Genomic DNA, 16,364 nt, shown 5'->3' on the forward strand with positions numbered 1-16,364 from the left:
CGGCGCGCGCCGTCTGCGGCCGATCCGCCGGCACCTCCGCACCCCGTCAGGCGAGACGCTCGGCGAGCAGCGGCGCGAGCTCGTGCAGCGTGCGGATCTCGTGCACGCCGGCCGCCGCGGCATCCTCCGCGTCCGGGCGGACGGGCCGCGCGCCCGACCGATTGAGCCACACGCCGAACAGTCCCGCCTCGGCCGCTCCGATGGCGTCGGTGCGCAGCCGGTCGCCGACGTACGCGGCGCGCGAGACCGCGCCATCGCGCGCGAAGCGTGCCACCGCGGCGCGGAAGATGCGGGCGTCGGGCTTGGTCGTTCCCTCGGCGCCCGAAGCGACCAGGTGCGCCATCCTCCCGGCGTCGCCGACCCCGATCCCCAGCTGCCGGAGCTTGGCCAGCTGGAAGTCGGGTTCGCCGTTCGTGATGACGCCGAACCGCACCCCTGGCAGCACCCGTTCCAGCGCGTCGAGCGACGGCTCGACGTCGTCGTGCAGGCGCCACGCCTCGCGGTACCGCTCGAAGTAGCGCGCGAACCACGCGCTCGCGGCCTCGTCGTCGATCGCGTCGCCATGCGCGAGCGCGAACTCGGCGGCGCGCGCCCGTCGCTGCTCCTCGAACGAGAGCTCGCCCGCGAGGTAGGCGTGGTAGTGCCGTTCCTCGAGCTCGTGCCAGAACCGCTGCGCCGCTGTCTCGTCGGCGTCGTAGCCGCGATCGCGCAGGTGCTGCACGATGCCGCTCGCGACCGCCTCGCGATGCGCCATGAGCGTGTCGTCGAGGTCGAACAGCACGAGCGGGCGCCCCTCGATCCGCCCGCCGGAGGCGCGCTCGCCGTGCGACCCGCTCGACGTCACCGGCGGCGCAGGAACCCGACGCGGTCGTACACCGTCGCGAGCGTGCGCTCGGCGCGCTCGGCGGCCTTGTCGGCGCCGATGCCGAGCAGGCGGTCGAGCTCGGCCGGATCCTGCATCAGCTCCAGCGTGCGCTCGCGGATCGGGGCCACGCGATCGACGACGACCTCGGCGAGGTCCTTCTTCAGGTCGCCGTAGCCCCGGCCCTCGTACTCGGCCTCGAGCTCCGGGATGGAGCGGCCGGTGACGGTCGCGTAGATGTCCAGCAGGTTCGCAATGCCGGGCTTGGCCTTCGGGTCGTACCGGATCTCGCGCTCGGTGTCGGTGACCGCGCTGCGGATGCGCTTCGCGATCACCTTCGGGTCATCCATCAGGTTGATCAGGCCGTTCGGGCTCGAGGCCGACTTCGACATCTTCGCCGTCGGGTCCTGCAGGTCGTAGATGCGGGCCGACTCCTTCGGGATCATCGCCTCGGGGACGACGAACGTGTCGCCGTACCGCGAGTTGAACCGGCCCGCGAGGTCGCGCGAGAGCTCGAGGTGCTGGCGCTGGTCGTCGCCGACCGGAACCAGGTGCGTGCCGTAGAGCAGGATGTCGGCGGCCATGAGCACCGGGTAGGTGAAGAGGCCGACGGTGGTCGACTCGGCCCCGAAACGCGAGGACTTGTCCTTGAACTGCGTCATCCGGCTGGCCTCGCCGAAGCCGGTCATCGTGCCCAGCACCCAGGCGAGCTCGGCGTGCGCCGGCACGTGCGACTGCACGAACAGGGTCGAGCGCTCGGGGTCGACGCCGGCCGCGAGGTACTGCGCGGCGGTGCGCCGCGTCGCCGCGCGCAGCGTCTCCGGGTCCTGCGGGACGGTGATCGCGTGCAGGTCGACGACGCAGTAGATCGGGTCGTGGTCGTCCTGGAGCGCGACCCAGTTCACCAGGGCACCGAGGTAGTTGCCGAGGTGGAGCGAGTCGCCCGACGGCTGCATGCCGGAGAAGACGACGGGGCGTGCGGTGTTCATCGTTGGTGGGGGTCCTTTGCGTGTCAGATGGCGTAGTCGACGACGACTGGGGCGTGGTCGGACCATCGCTCGGCGTACGCCTCGGCGCGGTCGACGGCATAGGAGACCATCGCGTCGGCGAGTGCGGGTGTGGCGAGCTGGTAGTCGATGCGCCACCCGCTGTCGTTGTCGAACGCCTGGCCGCGCCAGGACCACCACGTGTACGGGCCGGGGACCTCGCCGGCGGAGCGGCGCCCGAGGTCGACCCAGCCGAATCCGCCGCCGGCGTTGTAGTCGTCGTCGCCCTCGGCGCCGACGTAGCGGTCGAGGTAGGCGCGCTCCTCGGGCAGGAACCCGGCGTGCTTCCGGTTGCCCTTCCAGTTCTTGATGTCGAGGGTGCGATGGCCGATGTTGAGGTCGCCCACGACCACCGCGAGCTCGTGCGTCGCGAGCTGCGACATCCGATCGCTCATCGCGTCGAGGAAGTGGTACTTCTCGACCTGCTTCGGGGTCTCGGCCACCCCCGAGGGCACGTAGCAGCTGACGACCGTGACGATCCGGTCTCCGACCTCGTAGTCGGCCTCGAGCCAGCGGCCCGCGGTGTCGTGCTCATGCCCGCCCAGCTCGACGCGGTGGATCCGAGCGCTCGCGCGACTCGCGATCGCGACGCCGGCGCGGCCCTTCGCGGTGGCGGGCTCGTGGAGGACGCTCCACTCGTCGCCGAGGAGTCCGGCGAGGTCGTCGGTCGAGGCGCGCACCTCCTGCAGGGCGAGGATGTCGACCTCGCGCGACGCGAGCCAGTCGCCCATGCCGCGACGGAACGCCGCCCGGACCCCGTTGACGTTGGCGCTGGCGATCCTGAGCGGGGAGTCGGCGGGCATGCCTTCGATCCTAGGCGAGCCCGCCGACCTCGCCGCGCGCCGACGGCGCCCCGCTCACGAGCGCGAGGATCTGCGATCGCCGTTGCGGCCGCCGTTGCGCCAGGGGTGCGAGCGGACCGGTGGCGGAGGCGGCGGCGAGGCCTCGAGCTCGTCCAGGTCGCGCCGCGCACGGGTCAGCCGGCGCCCCGCCTGGAGGCGCTCGTACCACCGCACGTGCTCGGCCGTGAGGAGCGCATCGCGCACGCGCACCCGAGCCGCCGTGACGAGCGCGTCGTACTCCCGCTGGCGTCGTTCCGCCTCGAGCTCCTCCGCCGTGACGCGACGGAGCGACTCGTTGCGATCGGCGGCCTCGACGGCGATCCACGCCCCGGCGACGAGGATGATGATGCTCGCGATCCGGAACCACAGCAGCAGGGCGACGATCACCGTGAACGTGGCCAGGAGCGGGTTGCCGCCGGCCCACGAGAGCACCCAGCCGCCGATGAGCTGCAGCACGCTGAGCGCGGCCGAGCCGAGCAGCGATCCCGTCCACATGCGACGCCACGGCACCTCGGCCCCCGAGAGGAACCGGAACATGACCGCGAGCGCGAGGGTGTCGATCACGAACACGATGAGCAGTGCGCCGAACTGCAGGCCGACCTTCACGCCGGGCGACTCGGAGTTCAGGTCGACGCCGACGAGGCCGAACAGCCAGTCGAGGAAGCCCGTCGCGACGATCGAGAGCACGGCGGCGAGCAGGATGGCGAGGCCGAACAGGAACGCCGCCGCGAAGTCGCGGGCCTTGAGGTACAGGTATGCGCGACGGTCCTTGGGCAGCATGAAGATGCTCCGCACCGCCATCCGCGAGTACGTCACCCACCCGATGGCCGTCCAGATCAGGCCGCCGAGGGCGACCGCGCCCGTCCACCCGAACAGGCTCGTGCTCGAGTTGGCGGCCTCCTGCAACGCCTCGGGCGTGATGATGCCGTTCTCGCCGACCAGGCCGGGGGCGTAGGTGTTGATCAGCACGTAGAGCGCATCGAGCGTGTCCTGGTCGTTGAAGAGCCACAGCCCGGCGACGGCGAAGACGATGTAGATGGCCGCGAACACCGCGAACAGCGACTGGTAGCTCATGCCCGCGGTCAGCAGGAACCCGTTCCGGGCGAGGAAGTGCCGCCACACCCGCACGGGGAAGAGTCCCATCGCCCAGTCGGTGACGTGCTCGGCGCGCGAGATGGGCTCGTCGAGCCGCTCCAGGATCGGGACGCTCGCCGCCTCGATCCGGTCGCGGACGCGCGCGGCGGCGGAGCCCGTCTCGCGGCCCGCCGCCGCGGCAGTCGCGTCCGCCGCCGCGGCGTGCCCGGCCGTCGGCGCCGCGTCCGCGCGTCCCCGTCCGCGATCGCTCACGCATTCACCCTAGCGAGCGGATGCGGCGCTCCGGCCCGCCACGGCCGGCACCGGGCCGGCCGGCGCGGTCCCCGGGAACGCCGGAGGGGCCGGCGCGATCGCACCGGCCCCTCCGCTCCGCGGGACGTCCGCTCAGGGCTTGCCGCGCATGATGGCCTGCTTGACCTCGGCGATGGCCTTGGTCACCTCGATGCCGCGCGGGCACGCGTCGGTGCAGTTGAAGGTCGTACGGCAGCGCCACACGCCCTCCTTGTCGTTGAGGATGTCGAGGCGCACCTTCGCCTCCTCGTCGCGCGAGTCGAAGATGAACCGGTGCGCGTTCACGATCGCCGCCGGGCCGAAGTACTGCCCGTCGGTCCAGAACACGGGGCACGACGAGGTGCACGCGGCGCACAGGATGCACTTGGTCGTGTCGTCGAAGCGCGCGCGCTCGGCGACCGACTGCACGCGCTCCTTGCCCTGCGCCGGGGCGCTGGTGGCCTGGAGGAACGGCTGCACCTCGCGGTAGCTCGCGAAGAAGGGCTCCATGTCGACGACGAGGTCCTTCTCGAGCGGCAGGCCCTTGATCGCCTCGACGTAGATCGGCTTCGAGATGTCGAGGTCCTTGATCAGCGTCTTGCAGGCGAGCCGGTTGCGGCCGTTGATGCGCATGGCGTCGGAGCCGCAGATGCCGTGGGCGCACGAGCGGCGGAAGGTCAGCGAGCCGTCCTGCTCCCACTTGATCTTGTGCAGTGCGTCGAGCACGCGGTCGGTCGCGTACATCTCGACGTCGAAGTCCTGCCAGCGCGGCTCCGAGTCGACCTCGGGGTCGAAGCGTCGGATCAGGAAGGTGACGGTGAACGACTGGGTCGCGGCATCCGCGGCACCGGTCGACTTCTTCTCGATCGTGGCGGTCGTCACGTCAGTACTTCCTCTCCATGGGCTGGTAGCGCGTGATGGTCACCGGCTTCCAGTCGAGCCGGATATGGTCGGAGGCGACCGACGAGTGCGCGTCGCCCGACAGGTAGGCCATCGTGTGCTGCATGAACTTCTCGTCGTCGCGGTCGGGGAAGTCGTCGCGCATGTGGCCGCCGCGGCTCTCCTCGCGGTTCGCCGCGGATGCGACGACGACCTCGGCGAGGTCGAGCAGGAAGCCCAGCTCGACCGCCTCGAGCAGGTCGGTGTTGAAGCGCTGGCCCTTGTCCTGCACCGAGATGCGCTGGTAGCGGTCGCGGAGGTCGGCGATCACGGACGCCACGTGCGAGAGCGACTCGCTGGTGCGGAACACCTGCGCGCCCTTGTCCATCTCGTCCTGCAGCTCCTTGCGGATGGCGGCGATGCGCTCGGTGCCGGTCGCCGCGCGGAGCTGCTCGAGCATGCCGCGGACCTCGGCGGCCGGGTCGTCCGGCAGCGGGGTGAAGTCCACGCCCGAGTTGACGTACTCGACCGCGTTGCGGCCGGCGCGCTTGCCGAAGACGTTGATGTCGAGCAGCGAGTTCGTGCCGAGTCGGTTCGAGCCGTGCACCGAGACGCAGGCGCACTCGCCGGCGGCGTACAGCCCGGGCACGACCGTGGTGTTGTCGCGCAGCACCTCGGCCTTGACGTTGGTCGGGATGCCGCCCATCGCGTAGTGCGCGGTCGGCATGACCGGGACCGGCTCGTAGACGGGGTCGACGCCGAGGTAGGTGCGTGCGAACTCGGTGATGTCCGGGAGCTTCGTCTCGAGGACCTCGGCGCCCAGGTGCGTGCAGTCCAGCAGCACGTAGTCCTTGTTCGGGCCGGCGCCGCGTCCCTCGGCGACCTCCTGCACCATGCACCGGGCGACGATGTCGCGCGGCGCGAGGTCCTTGATCGTCGGTGCGTAGCGCTCCATGAAGCGCTCGCCCGAGGCGTTGCGGAGGATGGCGCCCTCGCCGCGGGCGCCCTCCGTGAGCAGGATGCCCAGGCCCGCGAGCCCGGTCGGGTGGAACTGGAAGAACTCCATGTCCTCGAGGGGCAGGCCCTTGCGCCAGACGATGCCGACGCCGTCGCCCGTGAGGGTGTGCGCGTTCGAGGTCGTCTTGTAGATCTTGCCGAATCCGCCGGTCGCGAAGACGACCGCCTTGGCCTGGAAGACGTGGAGCTCGCCGGTGGCGAGCTCGTACGCGACGACGCCCGAGGGCTGCTTCACGCCGTCGACCTCGGTCATCACGAGGTCGAGGGCGTAGTACTCGTTGTAGAACTCGATCCCGAGCTTGACGCAGTTCTGGAACAGCGTCTGCAGGATCATGTGGCCCGTGCGGTCGGCCGCGTAGCACGCGCGGCGGACCGGCGCCTTGCCGTGGTCACGCGTGTGGCCGCCGAAGCGGCGCTGGTCGATCTTGCCGTCGGGAGTGCGGTTGAACGGCAGGCCCATGTTCTCCAGGTCGATGACGGCGTCGATCGCCTCCTTCGCGAGGATCTCGGCGGCGTCCTGGTCGACCAGGTAGTCGCCGCCCTTGATCGTGTCGAAGGTGTGCCACTCCCAGCTGTCCTCCTCGACGTTCGCGAGCGCGGCGGCCATGCCGCCCTGCGCGGCGCCCGTGTGGGATCGCGTCGGGTACAGCTTCGAGATCACGGCGGTCTTCGCACCCGGCCCGGCCTCGATGGCCGCGCGCATGCCGGCGCCGCCCGCGCCGATGATGACGATGTCGTACTGGTGGTAGTGGACGCCGTCGACGACCTTCGTCTCGACGTGGTTCTCGCTGGTCACGTGTCTCCTATGCGGCGGGGCAGAACGAGGGGAGCAGCTCGGCGGGCGAGCCGGCGGGGCACGGGTCGAAGGTGAAGACGACCAGCGTGCCGAGGACGATCAGTACGGCGGTCGACAGCAGGAGCGCCCACTTCAGCACGCGCTGGACGGTGCCGGGGCTCGTGTAGTCGTTCACGATGGTGCGCATGCCGTTCGCGCCGTGGATGAGGGCGAGCCAGAGGATGAGCAGGTCCCACCACTGCCAGAACGGGTCGGCCCACTTGCCCCCGACGAAGCCGAAGTCGATGGCCTTGACGCCCTCGCCGACCATGAGGTTGACGTAGAGGTGGCCGAAGATCAGGACGATCAGGAGCACGCCGGAGGCGCGCATGTAGATCCAACCCCACTTCTCGAGGTTGACGCCGCGCCGCGGCGCGGGACGTGCAGGGGTGCGCGGGGAGTCGATGACGGTCATCTCGGCGCTCCTAGTGGCTGAAGACGTTCATGAGGTGCCGCGGCACGAAGGCGAGCATCGTCAGGACCCAGAGGCCGATGACGACCCAGAACAGCACGCGCTGGTTGCGGGTCGCCCACGACCAGAAGTCCACGAGGATGACGCGCAGGCCGTTGAACGCGTGGAACACGATCGCGCCGACGAGGCCGACCTCGCCGATGCCCATGATCGGGGTCTGGTAGGCGCCGATCACCGCGTTGTACGCCTCGGGGCTCACCCGGACCAGCGCCGTGTCGAGCACGTGCACGAGGAGGAAGAAGAAGATCGCCACCCCCGTGATCCGGTGCAGCACCCACGACCACATGCCCTCGCGGCCGCGATAGAGCGTGCCGCCCGGCTTCTGCTTCGCCGGCGTCTCGGGTGCGATCGGGGTCCGTGTCGTCGTTGCTGACATGGACGTCCCTCCTGGCGGTGTGCGTCGCCCGACTGCGGGCATACGGGACCGATGGCCCGGATCCGAGTCTAGTCCCGACGCCGAGGTGGTCCGTTCGCCACGGTGGAGGGTTCGGGGTGCGCGGCTATCCTGACTGGATGCGACAGGCTCCCATCGACCGCTTCTACAGCGTGATCCCCGCCGGCGGCGTCGGTTCACGGCTGTGGCCGCTCTCGCGCGCCGACGCCCCGAAGTTCCTGCACGACCTCACCGGGTCGGGGCAGACGCTGCTGCGGGACACATGGGACCGACTCGCGCCCCTGTCCGGTGCGCAGCGCATCATGGTCGTGACCGGGCGCGCGCATCGCGCCGCGGTCGAGGGGCAGCTGCCCGAGCTGGCCGACGAGAACATCGTGCTCGAGAGCGAGCCGCGCGACTCGAGCGCGGCGATCGGCCTGGCCGCGGCCATCCTCGAACGACGCGAGCCGGGCGTGATCATCGGCTCGTTCGCCGCCGATCACGTCATCTCCGGGCCGCGGCACTTCCGCGAGGCGGTCACCGCGGCGGTCGCCGCCGCCGACGCGGGGTACATCGCGACGATCGGCATCACCCCCACCGAGCCGGCGGTCGGATTCGGCTACATCGAGTGCGGCGAGCCGCTCGAGGTCCCGGGCACCGAGCAGGTCACGGCGGTCTCGAGCTTCGTCGAGAAGCCCGACCTCGAGACCGCCCGCACGTACCTCGACAGCGGACGGCACCTCTGGAACGCCGGCATGTTCATCGCCAGGGCGGATCGACTGCTCGAGGAGCTGGCCCGCACCAAGCCCGAGCTCCACGCGGGCCTCGTCGAGCTCGCCGCGGCGTGGGACGACCCCGACCTCCGCGGGCCGGCGGTCGACCGGATCTGGCCGAAGCTGGAGAAGATCGCCATCGACTACTCGGTCGCCGAGCCCGCGGCGGCCGCCGGCCGGCTCGCCGTCGTGCGGGGGCACTTCCCGTGGGACGACGTCGGCGACTTCGCCTCGCTCGCCAAGCTCAACAGCTCCGGCCGCTCCGGCGAGCTCGCGATCCTCGGTGAGCACGCGCGCGTGCTCGCCGACGCGTCGAGCGGGATCGTGGTGAGCCGGGCCAAGCGCGTGATCAGCCTGATCGGCGTGCAGGACATCGTCGTCGTGGACACGCCCGACGCCCTGCTCGTCACGACGAGCGAGCACGCGCAGAGAGTCAAGGCCGTCGTCGACGCGCTCCGGCTCGGCGGATCCAGCGACGTGCTGTAGCCGCTCCCGCGGCTCCACGGCGCGACGGCCCTCGGGAGGGGCCGTGTCCCCTGCTCGGGGGTGGGAGAACCCTGCTCATATGAGCAGAAGGTCGCGGCTTCATAACCTTTGCCCGATGCGGATGGACCCGCCCGTGGCGCCGCGGGAAACACGGGGTAACGTGACTTCCCGGTCCCCGAGCTGTTCGGGGTGCAGTCTTTTGGAGGACACTGTGACGTTCACGTTCAAGAAGGCCGCGGTCGGCGGCCTCGCGACGCTCGGCACCGTCGCGCTGCTGGCGGGCTGCGCTTCGGCTCCCGAGGAGTCGGGCGACGGCGGCAACGGGGGCGAGGCCCTCGACTTCCTGCCCTGCATGGTCTCGGACGCCGGCGGCTTCGACGACAAGTCGTTCAACCAGCTCGGCGCCGAGGGCCTCGAGGCGGCGTCCGACGAGCTCGGGGTCGACCCGATCCTCGTCGAGTCGCAGGCCGAGACCGACTACGCGTCGAACCTGACGAGCCTCGTCGACCAGGGCTGCGACCTCATCGTCACGGTCGGCTTCCTGCTCGCGCCCGCCGCCCTCGAGTCGGCGACCGCGAACCCCGACCTCGAGTACGTCTCGATCGACGACACCGTCGACACGGACTTCGACGGCACGACGGACGCCGACAACATCCAGCCGATCATCTTCGACACCGCGCAGGCCGCGTTCCTCGCCGGGTACCTGTCGGCCGGCGTGACCGAGTCCGGCTCGGTCGGCACCTTCGGCGGCATGAACATCCCGACCGTGTCGATCTTCATGGACGGCTTCGCCCAGGGCGTCGACTACTACAACGAGGAGAACGGCACCGACGTCAAGGTCCTCGGCTGGGACCGCGACGCACAGGACGGCTCCTTCACCGGAGGCTTCGAGGCGAACGACACTGCGCGCCAGGTCGCCCAGGGCCTCATCGACCAGGACATCGACATCCTGCTGCCCGTGGGCGGTCCGATCTACCAGTCGGCTGCGGCGGCCATCCGCGACTCGGGTCGCGACATCATGATGCTCGGCGTCGACGCCGACGTCTACGAGACCGACCCGTCGGTCGGCGACCTGCTGCTCACCTCGATCCTCAAGGGCATCGACGTCGGCGTCCAGGACTCGGTGCTGGCCGCGGGCAACGGCGAGTTCGACACCGAGCCGTTCGTCGGCACGCTCGAGAACGAGGGCGTCGGCATCGCGCCGTTCCACGACTTCGAGGACGCCGTCCCGGCCGACCTCGCGTCGAAGCTCGACGAGCTCAAGCAGATGATCATCGACGGCGACATCACCGTCGAGTCCTACCTGGCTCAGTAGCACCTTCACCGCGAGGGGGAGGCCGGATCCGTCCGGCCTCCCCTTCGTCGTCCCCGGCGAATCTGCGCACTCGCCACAACATCTGAGCAAACCGCTCCGCTCATCGGCGCACTTCGGCGCACGGGCGCTGAGTTCGCGGGGCTCGATCAGTAGGATCAGTGGCATGAAACTCGAACTCCGAGGAATCACGAAGAAGTTCGGTTCCCTGGTGGCGAACGACCACATCGACCTCACTGTCGAGGCGGGGGAGATCCACTGCCTCCTCGGAGAGAACGGGGCCGGCAAGTCGACGCTCATGAACGTCCTCTACGGCCTCTACCAGGCCGATGAGGGTGAGATCCTCCTCGACGACCAGGTGCAGCACTTCGCCGGTCCGGGCGACGCGATGCGAGCCGGCATCGGCATGGTGCACCAGCACTTCATGCTCATCCCCGTCTTCACCGTGGCCGAGAACGTCATGCTGGGCCACGAGGAGACCCGCGCCGGCGGCCTGCTCGACCTGCCCGCGGCGCGACGGCGCGTGCGCGAGATCAGCGACCGGTTCGGGTTCGACGTCGACCCCGACGCGCTGGTCGACGACCTTCCGGTGGGCGTGCAGCAGCGCGTGGAGATCATCAAGGCGCTCTCGCGCGACGCCCGCGTGCTCGTGTTCGACGAGCCCACCGCGGTGCTCACCCCGCAGGAGACCGACGAGCTCATGGGCATCATGCGCCAGCTCAAGGAGAGCGGCGCGTCGATCGTCTTCATCACCCACAAGCTCCGCGAGGTCCGCGAGGTCGCCGACAAGATCACGGTCGTCCGGCTCGGCAAGGTGGTCGGCGAGGCCGAGCCCACGGCGTCCAACGCCGAGCTCGCCTCCCTCATGGTCGGTCGAGCGGTCGAGCTGACGGTCCAGAAGGAGGAGCCCACGCTCGGCGAGGACGCCCTCGAGGTGGAGCACCTCCGCGTGATCGACCCGATCGGGCAGCTCGTCGTCAACGACGTCAGCTTCACGGTGCGCAAGGGCGAGGTGCTCGCCGTCGCGGGCGTCCAGGGCAACGGCCAGACCGAGCTCACCGAGGCGCTCGTCGGCCTGCAGCCGCGCGTCGAGGGCAGCGTCCGCCTCGACGGCACGGAGATCACCCGGCACTCGGTGCGACGCATCCTCGACGCGGGCGTCGGCTTCGTGCCCGAGGACCGCACCGAGGACGGCCTCGTGGGCGAGTTCTCGATCGCCGAGAACCTCATGCTCGACCGTTCCGACGGCGAGCCGTTCGTCAAGGCGGGCAACGTCCAGCGCGCCTTCCTCGCCGAGTTCGCCGCCGAGAAGGTGGCCGAGTTCGACGTGCGCACCCCGGGCATCGAGACGAAGGCGGGTCGCCTCTCCGGCGGCAACCAGCAGAAGGTCGTGCTCGCCCGCGAGCTGAGCCGCGACCTCAATCTGCTCGTCGCCGCCCAGCCCACGCGCGGCGTGGACGTCGGCTCGATCGAGTTCATCCACAAGCGCATCATCGAGACCCGCGACGCCGGCGTGCCCGTCGTCGTCGTCTCGACCGAGCTCGACGAGGTGACCGCCCTCGCCGACCGGATCATGGTGATGTACCGCGGCAGGGTCGTCGGCATCGTGCCCGGCGACACCCCCCGCGACGTACTCGGCCTGATGATGGCCGGCGAGACCCCTGGCGCGTCCGGTGGCGCCCCGACTCCCGAAGGAGCCGTCGCATGACCGACCGCAACGACCCCGACGTCGCGCTCGAGACGAGTACCCAGGTCCCGCCGGACGAGCCCGTCGTCGAGCCCGAGCGCGAGCCCGAGGGCTCGCGCTGGCAGCAGGCGCTGCGCGAGATCGCCAGCGGCAACGCGATCATCTCGGTGCTCGCGGTGCTGCTCGCCCTCGTCGTCGGCGCCGTCATGATCGCGTTCACCGACGAGCGCGTCCAGGAGGCGTCCTCGTACTTCTTCGCCCGGCCGGGCGACACGCTCGCCGCGATCTGGGATTCCGTCGCAGGCGCGTACTCGGCCCTGTTCCAGGGCGCGATCTACAACTTCCGCCGCGACGACTTCCTGTCCGGCATCAAGCCGCTCACCGACACGCTGAACTTCGCGACGCCGCTCATCGCGGCGGGCCTGGGCGTGGGCCTCGCCTTCCGGGTCGGCATGTTCAACATCGGTGGCCGAGGCCAGATGCTGCTCGCCGCATCCGCGGCCGGATGGGTGGCGTTCTCGTTCGACCTGCCGCCCGTCGTGCACATGATCGTCGCCCTGATCGCGGGCGTGGTCGCCGGGGCGCTGTGGGCGGGCATCGCGGGTGCGCTGAAGGCGCGCACCGGCGCGCACGAGGTGATCGTCACGATCATGCTCAACTACGTGGCGCTGTACCTCGTGACCTGGATGCTGCGCACCCCGGGACTGCTGCAGGCCCCGGGTTCGAACAACCCGAAGACGCCGCCCATGAAGGACACGGCCGTGTTCTTCGACCTGCTCGGCCCCCGCTTCAACCTGCACTTCGGATTCCTCCTGTCGCTGGCGGCCGTGGTGCTGGTGTGGTGGATCCTCGACCGGTCGAGCCTCGGCTTCCGGTTCCGGGCCGTGGGCCTGAACCCGAAGGCGGCCCGCGTCGCCGGCATCAACGTCAACGCCATGTACATCTACGCGATGCTGATCTCGGGCGCCCTCGTCGGCCTCGCCGGCGTCGACCAGGTGCTCGGCACGGTCACGACCGGCTTCTCGTCCGGCATCGACGCGGGCATCGGCTTCGACGCGATCACGGTCGCGCTGCTCGGCGGTTCGAACCCGTGGGGCATCCTCGCGGCCGGCATCCTGTTCGGCGCGTTCAAGGCCGGCGGATTCTCGATGCAGGCCGCCGAGGGCGTGCCGATCGACATCGTCCTCGTCGTCCAGTCGCTCATCGTCCTGTTCATCGCGGCACCGCCGCTCGTGCGCGCCATCTTCCGGCTGCCCCAGCCGGGCACGAAGCCCAAGAAGCGAACGCGCACGCCCCGCAAGGAGGAGGTGGCGGCAGGATGACCGCTTCCAGCCAGCACCACGCCACCACGGCTCCGGCCCAGACGCTCGACACGACGGTCGTCGTCAGCTGGAAGGCGCCGATCTCGTTCGCGGTCGTCACCGTCCTGCTCGCCCTGCTCTTCGCGGCGACCCGGCACGGCGGCGAGGCCGTCTTCCGCATCTCCGACCCGTCGGACGTGATCCAGATCCCGCCGTTCACGGTCAGCGGCCCGGTCGTCACCTGGACGGCCGTCGCCATCATGACCATCATCACGGTCGTCTCGGCCGCGCTCGTCCGGGCCCGGCGCAGCGTGCCGCTGTGGCTCGTCGTGATCTTCGCGGTGGTCGGGCTGTTCGCGTTCCTCGCCTGGGCGGCGGCGGGCGCGAGGACGCCGAACATCCTGCTCCCCGGCCTGCTCGCCGGCGGACTCAGCCTGTCCGTGCCCCTGATCTTCGGCGCCCTGTGCGGCGTGATCTCCGAGCGGGTCGGCGTCATCAACATCGCGATCGAGGGGCAGCTGCTGGCCGGCGCGTTCACGTCCGCGGTGGTCGCGTCGATCATCGGGCAGCAGTGGCTCGGACCGATCGTCGGGCTCATCGCCGCCGCGATCTCGGGCGTCCTGGTCGCCTTCGTGCTCGCGGCGTTCGCCATCAAGTACTTCGTCGACCAGGTGATCGTCGGCGTCGTGCTCAACGTGCTCGTGATCGGCCTGACCAGCTTCCTGTTCTCGCAGGTGCTGGCGCCGAACGCGGCCCTGCTCAACTCGCCGCCCCGCCTGCAGCGCATCCCGATCCCGCTGCTCTCGGAGATCCCGCTCATCGGGCCGATGTTCTTCCGGCAGACGCTGATCGTGTACGCGATGTACGTGATCGTCGTGCTCGTCTACATCGGGCTGTTCCACACCCGCTGGGGCCTCCGCCTCCGCTCCGTGGGCGAGCACCCGACCGCGGCCGACACGGTGGGCATCAACGTGGCCCGCACCCGGTTCTGGAACGTGTCGCTGGCCGGTGCGATCGCGGGCTTCGGCGGCGCGTTCTTCACCCTGGGCGCCGTCGGTGCGTTCAACAAGGAGATGACCGCCGGCGCCGGCTTCATCGCCCTCGCCGCGGTGATCTTCGGGCAGTGGGACCCGATCCGGGCGACGCTCGCCGCGCTCCTGTTCGGCTTCGCGCAGAACCTTCAGAACACGCTCTCGGTGATCGGTGCGCCGGTGCCGAGCGAGTTCATGCTCATGCTGCCGTACGTCGTCACGATCCTCGCCGTCGCCGGGTTCGTCGGGAAGGTCCGCGGCCCTGCTGCCGCCGGCAAGCCCTACATGAAGTCCTGACGAGGAGCACGATGACCGAGCAGCACCCCATCGACTGGAACCACCTCCGCGAGATCGCCCGGGAGGCGATGGCGAAGGCGTACGCGCCGTACTCGCAGTTCCCGGTCGGCGCCGCCGCGGTGGCCGACGACGGGCGGATCCTGAGCGGATGCAACGTCGAGAACGCCTCGTACGGCGTGACCCTGTGCGCCGAGTGCTCGCTCGTGTCCGCACTGGTCATGTCCGGCGGCGGCCGGCTCGTCGCGTTCACGTGCGTCGACGGGCACGGCAACGTGCTCATGCCGTGCGGGCGGTGCCGCCAGCTGCTCTACGAGCACTCGGCGGAGGGGATGGTCCTCGAGACCGTCTCGGGACTGAAGACCATCGACGAGGTGCTGCCCGACGCGTTCGGTCCGCGGCAGCTCGCGGAGTACAAGGGGGAGCGCGCATGAGCGCCGTGGAGGCCTTCGACGCCGTCGACCTGATCCGCACCAAGCGGGATCGCGGCGAGCTCTCGACCGACCAGATCGGATGGCTCGTCGACGCCTACACGCGCGGCTACGTCGCCGACGAGCAGATGTCGGCCATGACCATGGCGATCTTCCTGAACGGCATGAGCCGCCGGGAGATCCGCGACATGACCATGGCGATGATCGCCTCGGGCGAGCGGATGGACTTCTCGGGCCTCGGCAAGCCGACGACCGACAAGCACTCCACCGGCGGCGTGGGCGACAAGATCACGCTGCCGCTCATGCCGCTCGTCGCCGCCTTCGGCGTCGCGGTGCCCCAGCTCTCCGGCCGCGGACTCGGTCACACCGGCGGCACGCTCGACAAGCTCGAGTCGATCCCCGGATGGCGCGCGGAGCTCACGAACGAGGAGATGTTCGCGCAGCTGCGCGACGTCGGCGGCGTCATCTGCGCGGCGGGCGCGGGCCTGGCGCCCGCCGACAAGAAGCTGTACGCCCTGCGCGACATCACGGGCACGGTCGAGGCGATCCCGCTGATCGCCTCGTCGATCATGTCGAAGAAGATCGCCGAGGGCACGGGTGCGCTCGTGCTCGACGTGAAGTTCGGCTCGGGCGCGTTCCTGACCGACATCCAGCACTCGCGCGAACTGGCCAGGACCATGGTCGAGCTCGGCGAGGACGCGGGAGTCGCCACGTCGGCGCTGCTGACGAACATGAACGTGCCGCTCGGGCTGACGATCGGCAACGCGAACGAGGTCCGCGAGTCGGTCGAGGTGCTGGCCGGTGGCGGACCGGCCGACGTCCGGGAGCTGACCGTGGCGCTCGCCCGGGAGATGCTCGCGCTCACGGGACGCGTCGACGTGGACGTCGAGGCGGCGCTCGACGACGGTCGCGCCATGGACACGTGGCGCGCCGCCATCCGGGCCCAGGGAGGCGACCCCGAGGCGCCGCTGCCCGTCGCGCGCGAGCAGCATGTCGTGACGGCCGATCGCGACGGCGTGCTCGTGCGGCAGGAGGCGCTGCCCTTCGGGATCGGCGCGTGGCGGCTCGGCGCCGGTCGCGCGCGCAAGGAGGACCCGGTCCAGCAGGCCGCCGGCATCGACCTGCACGCGAAGCCGGGCGACGCCGTCCGCGCCGGCCAGCCGCTCTTCACGCTGCACGCCGACGAGCCCGCGCGCTTCGCACGCGCCCTCGAGGCGGTCGACGGTGCCTGGGAGATCGGCGATCCGGGCAGCGACATCCAGGACGGCGGTCCCCTCGTCGCCGGCCGCATCGGCGTCTAGCCGCCAAGCGGATCGTCCACGCCGCCGCGCCGCGCCGCGCCGCACGGCGTGCGCAGC

15 protein-coding genes are annotated in these 16,364 nt (G+C 70.5%); 7 read left to right on the forward strand and 8 right to left on the reverse strand.

Translation table 11 applies throughout. The features are described 5' to 3' along the window. Window positions 1–46: 46 nt before the first annotated feature. The 8 genes from ABME01_RS11475 to sdhC all read right to left on the reverse strand — a co-directional run bounded on the left by ABME01_RS11475 (window position 47) and on the right by sdhC (window position 7,694). Window positions 47–844: an HAD family hydrolase gene (locus ABME01_RS11475; RefSeq protein ID WP_353828547.1), complete on the reverse strand. Its 798-nt coding sequence runs from the start codon at window positions 842–844 to the stop codon at window positions 47–49. Next, window positions 841–1,851: a tryptophan--tRNA ligase gene (trpS, locus tag ABME01_RS11480; RefSeq protein ID WP_353828548.1), complete on the reverse strand. Its 1,011-nt coding sequence runs from the start codon at window positions 1,849–1,851 to the stop codon at window positions 841–843. Before trpS ends, ABME01_RS11475 begins: the two co-directional genes overlap by 4 nt. Window positions 1,852–1,874: 23 nt before the next feature. Further along, window positions 1,875–2,711, reverse strand: a complete 837-nt coding sequence (locus ABME01_RS11485) for an exodeoxyribonuclease III (RefSeq protein WP_353828549.1) — start codon at window positions 2,709–2,711, stop codon at window positions 1,875–1,877. A 54-nt stretch (window positions 2,712–2,765) separates the two neighbouring features. After that, window positions 2,766–4,097, reverse strand: a complete 1,332-nt coding sequence (locus tag ABME01_RS11490) for a YihY/virulence factor BrkB family protein (protein ID WP_353828550.1) — start codon at window positions 4,095–4,097, stop codon at window positions 2,766–2,768. 132 nt (window positions 4,098–4,229) lie between these two features. Continuing rightward, complete coding sequence (locus ABME01_RS11495) at window positions 4,230–4,997, reverse strand: succinate dehydrogenase iron-sulfur subunit (RefSeq protein WP_353828551.1); 768 nt, start codon at window positions 4,995–4,997, stop codon at window positions 4,230–4,232. A gap of 1 nt (window position 4,998) precedes the next feature. Continuing rightward, window positions 4,999–6,807: a succinate dehydrogenase flavoprotein subunit gene (gene sdhA, locus ABME01_RS11500; protein ID WP_353828552.1), complete on the reverse strand. Its 1,809-nt coding sequence runs from the start codon at window positions 6,805–6,807 to the stop codon at window positions 4,999–5,001. A 7-nt stretch (window positions 6,808–6,814) separates the two neighbouring features. Next, the gene (locus tag ABME01_RS11505; RefSeq protein WP_353828553.1) at window positions 6,815–7,261 is read right to left on the reverse strand and encodes a succinate dehydrogenase hydrophobic membrane anchor subunit; all 447 of its coding nucleotides are present in this window, start codon (window positions 7,259–7,261) and stop codon (window positions 6,815–6,817) included. A 10-nt stretch (window positions 7,262–7,271) separates the two neighbouring features. Then, entirely contained in the window at window positions 7,272–7,694 is a 423-nt protein-coding gene (gene sdhC, locus ABME01_RS11510; protein ID WP_353828554.1) for a succinate dehydrogenase, cytochrome b556 subunit, read from the reverse strand. Window positions 7,695–7,831: 137 nt separating this feature from the next. Here sdhC and ABME01_RS11515 point away from each other — a divergent pair, with 137 nt between their 5' ends. From ABME01_RS11515 to ABME01_RS11545, 7 genes are all read left to right on the forward strand, one after another. Next, on the forward strand, window positions 7,832–8,950 hold the full coding sequence (locus ABME01_RS11515) for a mannose-1-phosphate guanylyltransferase (RefSeq protein WP_353828555.1): 1,119 nt from the start codon (window positions 7,832–7,834) through the stop codon (window positions 8,948–8,950). Window positions 8,951–9,161: 211 nt separating this feature from the next. Next, the gene (locus tag ABME01_RS11520; RefSeq protein ID WP_353828556.1) at window positions 9,162–10,265 is read left to right on the forward strand and encodes a BMP family lipoprotein; all 1,104 of its coding nucleotides are present in this window, start codon (window positions 9,162–9,164) and stop codon (window positions 10,263–10,265) included. A gap of 163 nt (window positions 10,266–10,428) precedes the next feature. Continuing rightward, complete coding sequence (locus ABME01_RS11525) at window positions 10,429–11,970, forward strand: ABC transporter ATP-binding protein (RefSeq protein WP_353828557.1); 1,542 nt, start codon at window positions 10,429–10,431, stop codon at window positions 11,968–11,970. After that, window positions 11,967–13,271, forward strand: coding sequence for an ABC transporter permease (locus ABME01_RS11530; RefSeq protein WP_353828558.1), 1,305 nt, complete (start codon window positions 11,967–11,969; stop codon window positions 13,269–13,271). Before ABME01_RS11525 ends, ABME01_RS11530 begins: the two co-directional genes overlap by 4 nt. Continuing rightward, window positions 13,268–14,578 carry an ABC transporter permease gene (locus tag ABME01_RS11535; protein WP_353828559.1) on the forward strand — a complete coding sequence of 437 codons (1,311 nt, stop codon included), beginning with the start codon at window positions 13,268–13,270 and terminating at the stop codon, window positions 14,576–14,578. The genes ABME01_RS11530 and ABME01_RS11535 overlap by 4 nt, the downstream gene beginning before the upstream one ends. An 11-nt stretch (window positions 14,579–14,589) precedes the next feature. Continuing rightward, window positions 14,590–15,009, forward strand: a complete 420-nt coding sequence (locus ABME01_RS11540) for a cytidine deaminase (RefSeq protein ID WP_353828560.1) — start codon at window positions 14,590–14,592, stop codon at window positions 15,007–15,009. After that, complete coding sequence (locus ABME01_RS11545; RefSeq protein WP_353828561.1) at window positions 15,006–16,307, forward strand: thymidine phosphorylase; 1,302 nt, start codon at window positions 15,006–15,008, stop codon at window positions 16,305–16,307. Before ABME01_RS11540 ends, ABME01_RS11545 begins: the two co-directional genes overlap by 4 nt. Window positions 16,308–16,364: the final 57 nt, after the last annotated feature.

Source organism: Agromyces litoreus, from assembly GCF_040496015.1.
Taxonomy (GTDB): domain Bacteria; phylum Actinomycetota; class Actinomycetes; order Actinomycetales; family Microbacteriaceae; genus Agromyces; species Agromyces litoreus.

What these genes read in the sequence shown, in the direction of transcription:
- trpS (WP_353828548.1), bottom strand. Translation starts at nt 1,851, where the DNA reads ATGAACACCGCACGCCCCGTCGTCTTCTCCGGCATGCAGCCGTCGGGC.
- ABME01_RS11485 (WP_353828549.1), bottom strand. Translation starts at nt 2,711, where the DNA reads ATGCCCGCCGACTCCCCGCTCAGGATCGCCAGCGCCAACGTCAACGGG.
- ABME01_RS11505 (WP_353828553.1), bottom strand. Translation starts at nt 7,261, where the DNA reads ATGACCGTCATCGACTCCCCGCGCACCCCTGCACGTCCCGCGCCGCGG.
- sdhC (WP_353828554.1), bottom strand. Translation starts at nt 7,694, where the DNA reads ATGTCAGCAACGACGACACGGACCCCGATCGCACCCGAGACGCCGGCG.
- ABME01_RS11515 (WP_353828555.1), top strand. Translation starts at nt 7,832, where the DNA reads ATGCGACAGGCTCCCATCGACCGCTTCTACAGCGTGATCCCCGCCGGC.
- ABME01_RS11525 (WP_353828557.1), top strand. Translation starts at nt 10,429, where the DNA reads ATGAAACTCGAACTCCGAGGAATCACGAAGAAGTTCGGTTCCCTGGTG.
- ABME01_RS11530 (WP_353828558.1), top strand. Translation starts at nt 11,967, where the DNA reads ATGACCGACCGCAACGACCCCGACGTCGCGCTCGAGACGAGTACCCAG.
- ABME01_RS11535 (WP_353828559.1), top strand. Translation starts at nt 13,268, where the DNA reads ATGACCGCTTCCAGCCAGCACCACGCCACCACGGCTCCGGCCCAGACG.
- ABME01_RS11540 (WP_353828560.1), top strand. Translation starts at nt 14,590, where the DNA reads ATGACCGAGCAGCACCCCATCGACTGGAACCACCTCCGCGAGATCGCC.
- ABME01_RS11545 (WP_353828561.1), top strand. Translation starts at nt 15,006, where the DNA reads ATGAGCGCCGTGGAGGCCTTCGACGCCGTCGACCTGATCCGCACCAAG.